Origin of the sequence: Carnobacterium sp. (genome assembly GCF_032094055.1) — a bacterium.
Lineage (GTDB): Bacteria > Bacillota > Bacilli > Lactobacillales > Carnobacteriaceae > Carnobacterium_A.
Genome location: NZ_DAMDAK010000057.1, coordinates 5470 through 15883 on the forward strand (window position 1 = coordinate 5470; position 10414 = coordinate 15883).

The following is a 10414-nucleotide window of genomic DNA, read 5'->3' on the forward strand; positions in this document are numbered from 1 at the left end:
AAAGAATAAAGCGAGATTCCTGCGAACCTCGCTTCTTAAATAGACACACATTTTTAACGACGTAGGCCTAAACTTTGAATCAATTCACGGTAACGATTAGCATCTTTGTTACGTAAGTATGCTAATAAATTACGACGGTGACCAATTTTTTTCATTAGTCCACGGTATGAGTGGTGGTCTTTTTTATGAACACGTGCATGTTCATTCAAATGATTGATTTCTTCAGTCAATACAGCAATTTGTACTTCTGGAGAACCAGTATCACCTTCGTGTATTGCGTATTGTTTCATGATTTCGTTTTTTCTTTCTTTAGAAATTGCCATTTCTAAACACCTCTTCCTTTTAATTTATCCTATTACTGAGTATACGTTGGTGATTCGTTAAACCAAGTAAAGGACTGTGTCTTGCACATAAATAAACTTTACATGATGTTAAAGATAAATGCAAGCATTTATCTCATCTTCTTTATCTATTTTGATCTTGTTTTTCTTAACTCATCAGTTCCTAAAGCACCACTTCGTTCAGAGGTGTTTACTTCCGCTATAACAGCTCAATTTTATTTATATTGAGCCGTTAACTCCAGAACAATATCTCTCAAATTAGCCGCTTTTTCGAAATCTAATGCTTTTGCTGCTTCTTGCATTTCAGCTTCTAATTTTCCAATTAGTTCTTTTCTTTCTTTCTTATTTAAGCCTGCTACTTTATCAGACGTCAATGAACCTTTGTCTTCTCCAGTTACAGCAGTTGTGATAGAGATCAAATCACGCACTTCTTTAATGATAGTCGTTGGTGTAATGCCGTGTGCTTCGTTATACGCTTCTTGTGTTTTACGTCTCCGACTTGTCTCTTCAATAGCAGCCTTCATTGAATCGGTAATTTTATCAGCATACATAATCACTTTTCCATTTTGATTACGAGCTGCACGTCCAATCGTTTGAACCAATGACCGTTCACTTCTCAAAAATCCTTCTTTGTCTGCATCCAATATCGTGACCAATGAAACTTCCGGTACATCAATACCTTCTCTTAACAAGTTGATCCCAATCAAAACATCATATACTCCTAAGCGCAGATCTCGAATAATCTCCGTTCGTTCTAGTGTTTTAATGTCACTGTGTAGATAAGCTACTTTGATGCCTACCTCTTTTAGATAATCCGTTAAATCCTCAGACATTTTTTTCGTCAATGTCGTAATAAATACCCGTTCATTTTTCTCAATGCGTTCGTTGATCTCATTGATCAAATCATCAATTTGACCTTTGATTGGACGAACTTCAACAATTGGATCCAATAACCCCGTTGGACGAATGATCTGCTCAACAACTTCTGGAGTACGTGCTAATTCATATGGTCCAGGAGTAGCCGAAATATACATGATTTGGTTTACATGTTTTTCAAACTCTTCTAATCGCAGCGGTCTGTTATCTAAAGCACTAGGCAAGCGGAATCCATATTCGATCAAACGCTCTTTTCGCGCTTTATCTCCATTAAACATGCCTCTAATTTGTGACATAGTGATATGCGATTCATCCACGACAATCAAAAAATCTTCTGGGAAGAAATCTATCAATGTGTAAGGTGGCTGACCAGGTTTACGGCCATCCATATGCCGAGAATAGTTTTCGATTCCGGAACAATAGCCCATTTCTAATAACATCTCCAGATCATAGTTGGTCCGTTGTTCTAGCCGCTGTGCTTCAATGAGTTTATCTTCTGCACGCAATTTTTTTAGTTGTTCTTCTAGTTCGGCCTGTATCGTTTTTACTGCATTACGCGTTTGTTCTTCATTTGCAACAAAGTGAGTAGCCGGAAAAACAGGTACATGCTGGACTTCAGCTTTAACTTCTCCGGTTAAAACATCGACTTCTCGAATTCGATCAATTTCATCCCCGAAAAATTCTATCCGAACCGCATCGCTGTCACGAGAAGCCAAGAATATTTCGACTACATCTCCTCTTACGCGAAAATTCCCCCGTTGAAAATCAATATCATTGCGTACAAACTGCATATCTACTAAACGACGCAGCATATCATCACGCTTCATCTCCGCTCCAACACGCAAGGACAATACATGGTCGCGGTAATCAATCGGGTTAACTAGACCGTAAATGCAAGAAACGGATGCCACAACAATAACATCACGTCGCTCTAATAAAGCACTTGTTGCTGAATGACGTAATTTATCGATTTCATCATTCACACTGGATTCTTTTTCAATAAACGTGTCACTTGAAGGAACATACGCTTCAGGTTGATAGTAATCATAATAACTAACAAAGTATTCAACAGCATTATTTGGAAAAAACTCTTTAAATTCACTATATAATTGACCGGCTAATGTTTTATTGTGTGCAATAACAAGTGTCGGTTTATTTACTTCTTGAATCACATTAGAGACTGTAAACGTTTTGCCTGTTCCGGTTGCGCCAAGCAACGTTTGCTCTTTTTTTCCTTCTTCAATTCCTTTAACTAATTCTTTAATCGCATCAGGCTGGTCTCCACTAGGTTGATACTTAGAAATTAGGTCAAATTGGTCTTTTTCCATCTTTTTACTTCACATCCAGTCTGTTATTCTTTTAAAAAGTGTAAAGTATACCTATTTATAATGATCTGTGCTGCCTTTATTCTACCACTGAACATACGTTCTTACAACCGTAAGCTCAGGTTGAAGCGGTGTTTTGCTAAATCTATAAAAGAGTATCTTTTAACAATTATTTGTGTTATACTAGTTTGGTATTAAGAGTAAGTATGAAGCATTATATAAAATAGTTTTTAAGAAATTTATTCACACTGGCACAGTTACAGAACTGTAAGGACATAAAAGAGGTTGGGTTTATGTTGTTTAAATGAGAAATCGATTGATATAATTTGAATAGTATTTTTCTCCCCGAATAACTTTAAGAATATTTATTTTTAATTAGAAAGCCACTCCAAAATGGAGTGGCTTTCGTCCATTTAACGACAAAAGAACCGGAAAACAACTAGTCCTTTTAGTGAAAAACGAAAACAAGAAAAGATGGTATGTATTGTTAAAACAATACATACCATCTTTTCTTTGACTTATAAATAAGTTAACTGTGCTTTCTTATTTAGCTAATTTAGCTGTTAAACGAGATTTGTCACGGTTAGCTTTATTTTTATGAATCAATCCTTTTGATGCAGCCATATCAATAGATTTGATAGCTTCTTTGTGCAATGCTTCAGTATTTTCGCTTCCAGCTTCAGCAGCTTGAACGAATTTTTTTACAGCAGTACGCATAGCGCTCTTTTGTACATTGTTTTCTAAAGCTGATTTTTCTGAAGTACGGACGCGTTTGATTGCAGATTCGATGTTTGGCATTTGATTCACCCCACTTTCAATTAATTACAACTTAAAATAGATTATTCTAGTTGTTTCCAACACTTAATCATTATACATAACGCTTCGCTGCATTGCAATATAAACTGTAAAGTTTTTTTACTTGATAGCTCAAACGGCAGTTGTGCTTTTACCCATTTACCGTCTGCCAGCAAATCGCAAAACAAATAATTCAAACTGCATTTCTCGATCGCCTTGTCCTGTTTTTAACCGGTATTCCGCTTCTATCAACCCATTATAAGCTTCAATCAATGTCTGTTCGTCAAACTTGCGCATTTGCTGAATGCCTAATTTCACTCGAAAAGGATGTACTTTTAATGTCTTAGCTATATCTCCTTGTTGGTATCCTTTTTTCTCAAGTATTTTTATTTGAAGCAGCAAACGAAATTGCGTGGTCATGATTGCATTAATTTTAATAGGATCTTCTTTTTGTAGTAAAAGATCTTGATACAATTCAAGCGCTAAGCCAGTTTCTTTTTTTAGAACGTATTCATTTAAAGCAAAAATGTTTTGTTCTAATGATTTAGCTACTAATTCATTAACGGCTTCTTTCGTTATAAATTTAGTTTCTTGTCCGAATAAAATCAATTTTGGCAACTCAGACATGGCAACTGACAACTTTGCATCTGTCAACTGAATGAACAATTCAAATGCTTCAGGAGAGATAGTGAAACCTTCATTCTCAATAGTCTTTTTTAAATACTGCCGCATCTCTTTTTCTGCCATTGCTCTAGTTTCAATTACCACTGCTTTTTTTTTCAATAGTTTTGTTATTTTTTTTCGCTCATCTAATTTTTCATAAGGAGCAAAAACAACTAAAGTTGTCGTTTCTGAAGGTTGATTGAGGTAGTTTTCAAACCATTTTATATCATGTTCAAGTTTAGATTTGCTTTTATCTCCTGTTAAAAAAAGAGGCCGATCAATGATGACAAGCCGTCGGTCTCCAAAAAAAGGAATGGATTCTGCATCATCTAGTGCTGTTCCAAGTGGAGTTTCCTCCATATCATAAGCACCATAATTTAAGTCGATTTCATCTTTTTTTAAAACTGAACGGATGATTGTGTCTCGGGCAATCCCTCCCAAATAGTCTTCAGTTCCTAAAACCAAATAAACTGATGCAATCTCACCCTTTTTTAGTTTTGCCATTTCACTTGCGAAATTCAATATGGTCACCACTTTCTTATCCTGCTTTCATCGTACAAATCCCTAAATGATTTTGCAAGGGAAATTTACTTTAGAATAGCATAAAACTCTTCACGGTAAAGATGTTCCCCAATTTTTATATAGCGGTAATGAACAGCACCGTCTAAATCTGTTCGGTAAATATGAGCATTGGTTTGCTGAAGTTGAAGTAAAACATCTGGGTCAGGATGGTGATAACGATTCTTTAAACCGCACGAAATCAACACTTTTTGCGGGTTAACTAAGTCTAGAAATGGTTTAGTAGACGAAGTACGACTTCCATGGTGACCAACTTTTAAAACATCTACTTTCAACTCAGGATAATGCTGAACAATCTTTTTCTCTCCTTCTTCTTCTAAATCACCAGTGAACAACCAATAAAGGGAACCAATTTTTCCATGAAGAACCATTGAATCATTATTTTCTCCTTGCCCTGGAACAAATGGCCATAATACGCTTAAGGACTGATTAACAGAATTCCTTTTTTTGGTCGAAGCTAAAACTTCTTGAATAAGCGTGCCGGTACTTTTTAGTTTTAAGACAGTTTGCAGAAAAACTGCTTTATTTGTTGTACCTGCTGGAAAAAGAAGTTCTTTGATTTGGATCGCTTCTGATAATTCCTCTAGCGCGCCCATATGGTCTTCATCCCCGTGAGTAATGAACACTTGATCCAAAGAAGATAACCCATGTGCCTTTAATACGGGAATCAGTGTCCGACTAGCGACAGTCGTTGGCTTTTCTTTCTCTTCCCAGTCTTCTTTCTCAAATGCCAGCATGCCGCCTGTATCAATCAAATAATTTCCTCTGCCAAAAGGTTCTTTAATCAACACTGCATCTCCTTGCCCCACATCGATCAGGATAACTTCTCCAACTGGAGAATACCTTTGGTAAGCGACAAATGTAACCAAGACGACAAACAACAAGCCTATACTATATCGTTGTTTTCTACTCTTATTCTCTAAAGTCATAAGAAAATAAAGCAACGACAAAATGAATAAACTAGTCAAAAAAAGCGGAACTCTTCCCGTTACAACCATAGCAAATGGGCAGTTGCTGAGCCAATGTACGATTCTTTCGAGCAGGCCTAGTATACCATCAAGGCTCTTTACGATACCTGGAAAGATTAAACTGCCTTGTAGAAAAAAAGAAAGAAAAAAAAGCCCGATTAATACTGGTAAGAGCAGCCATGCAAAAATGGGAACAAATAATAAATTAGCAAAAACACCGATCCAAGAAAATTCAAAAAAATGAAAAGACAAAATTGGGATGGAAACCAACATCAAAATAAAAGATATCAATAGGTTATTAACTAAAGCTGGTCTAGATCGGCTCAAAAATGTTTGAGAAAGAATCAATAAAATAAAACTCAATACATAACTTAATTGAAATCCTACTGAATAAAGTTGGTAAGGATCAATCAACAAAGCCGATAGCATTGTCCAAGACCAAGCATCAAGATTAGACATTTTCCATTTAAAATGTGAACTGACTAACAAAATCAAACTCATCACAATGGCTCGGTAAACGCTGGTTCCCCAATTCGTTAAGCTCCCATATACCGGCAAAATAACCAGCATATAATAAAAAGTTGTTTCTTTCGTAATTCCTATACGCCAAAAACTATAGATTAAACCGGTTAATAAGAATTGAATATGTAGACCAGAAATACTGAGTAAATGGACAATCCCAATATTTTTAAAATTTTGCATAGTCGCTTGATCCAAAGAAGATATCTCAGCGAAAAGGAGCGTTTTCATATATTGTGCCGTTTTTACTGGCATTGTCTTGTCAACGTAGTTTAAAAGAGCCGCTCTTATATACTTAAAGTTAAGTTTGTCTTTAAAAGAAACAGGTTGTTCAATAACCTGAATGGTTTCAGCTTTCAATATCCAATGGATTCTTTTTCGATATAAAAATTGTTGGTAATTAAACTGAAATTGGTTTCTATTTTTTTCGGGTACTGTTAACTTTCCGGTTAGTTTAATTTTTAAATTAGCTGTTTGAGCTTGCCAATCTTCTTTTTCTTTTAATGAAGACAGAGTATAAAAAGTAATGACTTTTTCTGAGATTTTCGGATGATGTTCCGTTGCTTTGATTACCCCATAAAATTGTATTTGATTTCCATCTATTTTCAGCTCATCTGCATCTACTTCCATCAAAAAAGTTTGTTCTTCTTCAAGCAATTTTGTCTGGTTCGACCACTGATGAATTCCAGTAACAAAACTAGTCAACAAAACCAAAAAAAGAGTTCCAATAATTAAAGTACGTTTTCCTGACTTGCATAAACGAATCAAAAAAAATACCAGCAAAAACAAACTTAACCAATGTCCAGCAGTCAATACAACTAGGCTGCTGAGCAAACATAAAATAGCTGAAAATAAAACATAATCTCTCATCTTATCTTGATTAAGCTGTCATTGTCTGGGAAAACACTTTGAATGTCCATTTTTTTAAAATTTTAAACTTTCAAAAAAATGTTCTGGCAAATCTACTTTTTCACATTGAACGTGGGCTTGTTCAATCAGTTTCAGTGCATATGGATTGTTATGGTAATCTTCTAAATAATAAATTTTTTTAATTCCCGCTTGCAGAATCATTTTAGTACATTGAAGACAAGGAAAATGAGTAACATAAATCTCTGCACCTTCTGTTTGAGCACCAAATTTCGCACATTGCAAAATAGCATTCATTTCTGCATGGATCGTTCTTAAGCAGTGTCCATCAACAACATAACAGCCTTCGTCGATACAGTGAACGTCACCGCTCACAGATCCATTATACCCGCCAGCGATAATTCTTTTTTCTCTAACGATCGTTGCTCCGACTGTCAGCCTCTCGCAGGTACTTCTTAAAGAAAGTAATAAGCTTTGTGACATAAAATATTGATTCCAAGGAATACGTTCTATCATTTTAGTCTCCTCCTTCATCTTATTTCGTAAATAAACCGCGATCATTTTAATTCCTTAAATGCTTATTTAGTATACAAAAGCTCCTCTTAACTTTCAATCTTTCTTTTATTACTCTTTTATTCAACGCCCACTGTAATAAAAGTTTTCAATGCCTCAAATGTTTTTTCCCCTATGCCCGACACTTCTTTTAATTCTTCAATCGTTTGAAAAGAGCCGTTCTCTTGTCTATACTGTAAAATTTGTTCTGCTTTTTTTTCGCCTATACCAGACAGAGTCTGCAATTCTGTTGTATCCGCTGCATTAATATTCACTTTACCAGGTTCTGTATCCTTACTTTCTTCAGAAACGGTCACTGTAACGGGAGATTGTTCTCCTATTTCAGAACTTATTTCTGCTTCACTCCTCATTTCAGGAATGGTAATCATCATTTGATCCGATAACTTTTGTGCTAAATTGACTGAGTCTTGGTTTGCTGTAGGCAAAAAACCGCCCGCTAAGGTAATAGCATCAATTAACCGTAAATCTGAACTTACTTCATAAACACCTGGGAGGTAAACAGCTCCTTTTACATCCACATAGATTTTTTCTGTTTTTGCTTTATCTGGAGAATCGGCTTCGTTGTTGTTCATTTTGGTTTCTTTATCCAAAGAACTACTAGAAAAATCGTTCACCAAAAAATCATTTTCAGTCGTGGGTTCCGGATTTGAAACTAGCATGAACATCAACATTCCTATCAGTATCAACAATAATAAGACTGTTCCCATTCCCAGAAACAAACGATTTTTTATTATCCATTGTTTCACTGTTTTCTCCATAAATCTGTTCGCCTCCTTAATGAATGCTTCTTTCTTAACTATCTGTAAAAAACAAACATTTATGTTAAAAAATAAAAATTCCTCAAATCTATTTTACGTAGACTTGAGGAATTTTTTAATTTAAGTTTTTCAAGTAATCGATCGCGTCTTGAAAGTTTTTTACTGGAACGACAGTCATTTTCGTATCTAATTTATCAGCCGCTGCCACTGCTTCTTTATAATTCGATTGTAATTTAGGGTAATTCTTTTGAATAATCGGATCAATGGTATCATCAGGTGCAAAAAATATAGTTGCTCCTTCTTTGCTTGCCGCTACCACTTTCTTTTCAATACCGCCAATTCGTCCGATTGTTCCATCTGGAGAAATCGTTCCTGTTCCTGCGATCTCATGTCCTTTTCGCAAATCATTTCCGGTTAATTGAGTATAAATTTGCAGTGCAAACATAAATCCGGCAGAAGGACCTCCGATTTGATCTGATTTAACGGTTACCGGTGTTTCCGTTTCAATTGTCGTATGATCAACTAAACTAATACCTAGTCCTGGAAGTTTCGTTTCCTTCATTTCCGTTAAAGGTGCCGTGACCGTATCTGTTTTACCATCTCGTTGATAAGTAACCGTTAGATTTTGCCCCACTTTTTGTTGCTTTACATAATCCATAAATTGATCTGAGCTTTCAAAAGTTTTTCCATCTAAGGCACTAACGGTATCACCGATTTTTAATTTCCCTTCAAAGTTGGAGGTAGGCAGAACAGACATGATATAAATGCCCTTATAGGTTAAAGTATAAGGCTTATGAGCTGTTTTATAAGCTAATTCAATGGCCGCATTAATTGAACTATCCATATAGTACTTTTGTAAATTATTGTACTCTTCATTAGAAGTAGTCGTACCAAAAAGCTCATCTTGCGTCAATCCTTCATGATACGGCAAGTACTTCATCAAATAAGTCAATGGTGTTGCTTGCCTGATCGAAACAGTTGTAAGCATATAACTTCCTTTATTCGTATCCTTTTGATCATCAACTTTAATCAAATCTGACAAATGAACAGCCGATCCTGGAGCTTCTATATAATAAGGAAGAGGCACAACAAAGCCTAGAGCTACCAGAAGAAGAGCTATTATCCATCCTATTCGTTTTGGACTTTTTCTTTTTTTCATCGCAGTCACCCTTTTTGTAAGCATTTTTTGATTGGGATGTCATATTACATTAGTCACCAGTATATTTACTTTTAACTGCAGCGTTGACATGATACGGCACTAATTCTGAAATATCACCGCCAAAAAAAGCAACTTCTTTAATTAAACTTGAACTCAAAAAGCGGTGCTTTTCAGCAGCCATCAAGAAAACTGTTTCAATTTCTTTATCTTGAGTTTTATTCATTGCCGCAATATTTGTTTCGTATTCAAAGTCTTGTAGGTTACGTAATCCGCGAATCATAGCGTCAGCGCCGATTTTTTTTGCTAAGTCAATCGTTAAGCCGCTTGTATGTTCAATTACTGTCACATTTGCTATATGAGAAACTGCTTGTTGAATTAAATCTTTTTTTTCGGTTGCACTGAATAAAGCTTTTTTTGACGTATTAGTTGCTACAGCAATAACCAATTGATCAAAAAGCTTGGCAGCTCGTTCAATTGTATCTAAATGTCCGTTAGTTAAAGGATCGAAGCTCCCGGGAAAAAGCGCAATTTTAGTCATTTTCAGTTCCCCCTTCTTTAATTACCTCATATAAAACAATTTTGCTGGCTCCATAAATTTCTGTTCTAAATTCTTTAGCTATTCCAATGATTGTCGGTAAATCAATTTTCCGGCTGACTTCACAAATAACTAACGCTTTATCTGTTAAAAGGTTTCCTGTCATAATTTTTTCAAGTTGTTGCACAATTTCCTGTTCTAAATAAGGAGGATCTAAAAAAAGCAGATCAAAGCTTTTTTTTCTGCCGATCAAAACATCTATACTGCGATTAGCTTCATTGCGGAAAACTTCAAATTTACTTGGTTCTTTAGTCATTTCAATGTTTTCTTTGATGGTTTTGATCGCTAAAGGATCTTTATCAATTAAAACAGCATGCTCCATACCTCGAGAAACCGCTTCAATAGCCAGACTGCCACTTCCTGCAAATAAATCTAAACAAGTACCGCCATCAAAAT

At 35.5% G+C, this 10414-nt stretch carries 10 protein-coding genes; all 10 read right to left on the reverse strand.

The window, feature by feature from the left end; genetic code table 11:
- Nucleotides 1-53: 53 nt before the first annotated feature.
- Entirely contained in the window at nucleotides 54-323 is a 270-nt protein-coding gene (gene rpsO / locus RT405_RS09200; RefSeq protein WP_035028594.1) for a 30S ribosomal protein S15, read from the reverse strand.
- A 233-nt stretch (nucleotides 324-556) separates the two neighbouring features.
- On the reverse strand, nucleotides 557-2545 hold the full coding sequence (gene uvrB / locus RT405_RS09205) for an excinuclease ABC subunit UvrB (RefSeq protein WP_313469222.1): 1989 nt from the start codon (nucleotides 2543-2545) through the stop codon (nucleotides 557-559).
- A 540-nt stretch (nucleotides 2546-3085) separates the two neighbouring features.
- Nucleotides 3086-3340: a 30S ribosomal protein S20 gene (gene rpsT / locus RT405_RS09210; RefSeq protein ID WP_035028600.1), complete on the reverse strand. Its 255-nt coding sequence runs from the start codon at nucleotides 3338-3340 to the stop codon at nucleotides 3086-3088.
- 156 nt (nucleotides 3341-3496) lie between these two features.
- Nucleotides 3497-4522 carry a DNA polymerase III subunit delta gene (holA, locus tag RT405_RS09215; RefSeq protein WP_396163627.1) on the reverse strand — a complete coding sequence of 342 codons (1026 nt, stop codon included), beginning with the start codon at nucleotides 4520-4522 and terminating at the stop codon, nucleotides 3497-3499.
- A gap of 65 nt (nucleotides 4523-4587) precedes the next feature.
- Complete coding sequence (locus RT405_RS09220; RefSeq protein ID WP_313469223.1) at nucleotides 4588-6936, reverse strand: DNA internalization-related competence protein ComEC/Rec2; 2349 nt, start codon at nucleotides 6934-6936, stop codon at nucleotides 4588-4590.
- A 54-nt stretch (nucleotides 6937-6990) separates the two neighbouring features.
- Entirely contained in the window at nucleotides 6991-7446 is a 456-nt protein-coding gene (locus tag RT405_RS09225; protein ID WP_156959127.1) for a ComE operon protein 2, read from the reverse strand.
- Nucleotides 7447-7565: 119 nt separating this feature from the next.
- On the reverse strand, nucleotides 7566-8264 hold the full coding sequence (locus RT405_RS09230; protein ID WP_313469225.1) for a helix-hairpin-helix domain-containing protein: 699 nt from the start codon (nucleotides 8262-8264) through the stop codon (nucleotides 7566-7568).
- Nucleotides 8265-8379: 115 nt separating this feature from the next.
- Nucleotides 8380-9423, reverse strand: coding sequence for a SepM family pheromone-processing serine protease (locus tag RT405_RS09235; protein WP_313469226.1), 1044 nt, complete (start codon nucleotides 9421-9423; stop codon nucleotides 8380-8382).
- 49 nt (nucleotides 9424-9472) lie between these two features.
- On the reverse strand, nucleotides 9473-9961 hold the full coding sequence (gene coaD / locus RT405_RS09240; RefSeq protein ID WP_313469227.1) for a pantetheine-phosphate adenylyltransferase: 489 nt from the start codon (nucleotides 9959-9961) through the stop codon (nucleotides 9473-9475).
- Nucleotides 9954-10414: RsmD family RNA methyltransferase (locus RT405_RS09245; protein ID WP_313469228.1), on the reverse strand; the 461-nt coding region annotated here is incomplete at its 5' end. The genes RT405_RS09245 and coaD, both read right to left, overlap by 8 nt.

What these genes read in the sequence shown, in the direction of transcription:
- rpsO (WP_035028594.1), bottom strand. Translation starts at nt 323, where the DNA reads ATGGCAATTTCTAAAGAAAGAAAAAACGAAATCATGAAACAATACGCA.
- uvrB (WP_313469222.1), bottom strand. Translation starts at nt 2,545, where the DNA reads ATGGAAAAAGACCAATTTGACCTAATTTCTAAGTATCAACCTAGTGGA.
- rpsT (WP_035028600.1), bottom strand. Translation starts at nt 3,340, where the DNA reads ATGCCAAACATCGAATCTGCAATCAAACGCGTCCGTACTTCAGAAAAA.
- RT405_RS09220 (WP_313469223.1), bottom strand. Translation starts at nt 6,936, where the DNA reads ATGAGAGATTATGTTTTATTTTCAGCTATTTTATGTTTGCTCAGCAGC.
- RT405_RS09230 (WP_313469225.1), bottom strand. Translation starts at nt 8,264, where the DNA reads ATGGAGAAAACAGTGAAACAATGGATAATAAAAAATCGTTTGTTTCTG.
- RT405_RS09235 (WP_313469226.1), bottom strand. Translation starts at nt 9,423, where the DNA reads ATGAAAAAAAGAAAAAGTCCAAAACGAATAGGATGGATAATAGCTCTT.
- coaD (WP_313469227.1), bottom strand. Translation starts at nt 9,961, where the DNA reads ATGACTAAAATTGCGCTTTTTCCCGGGAGCTTCGATCCTTTAACTAAC.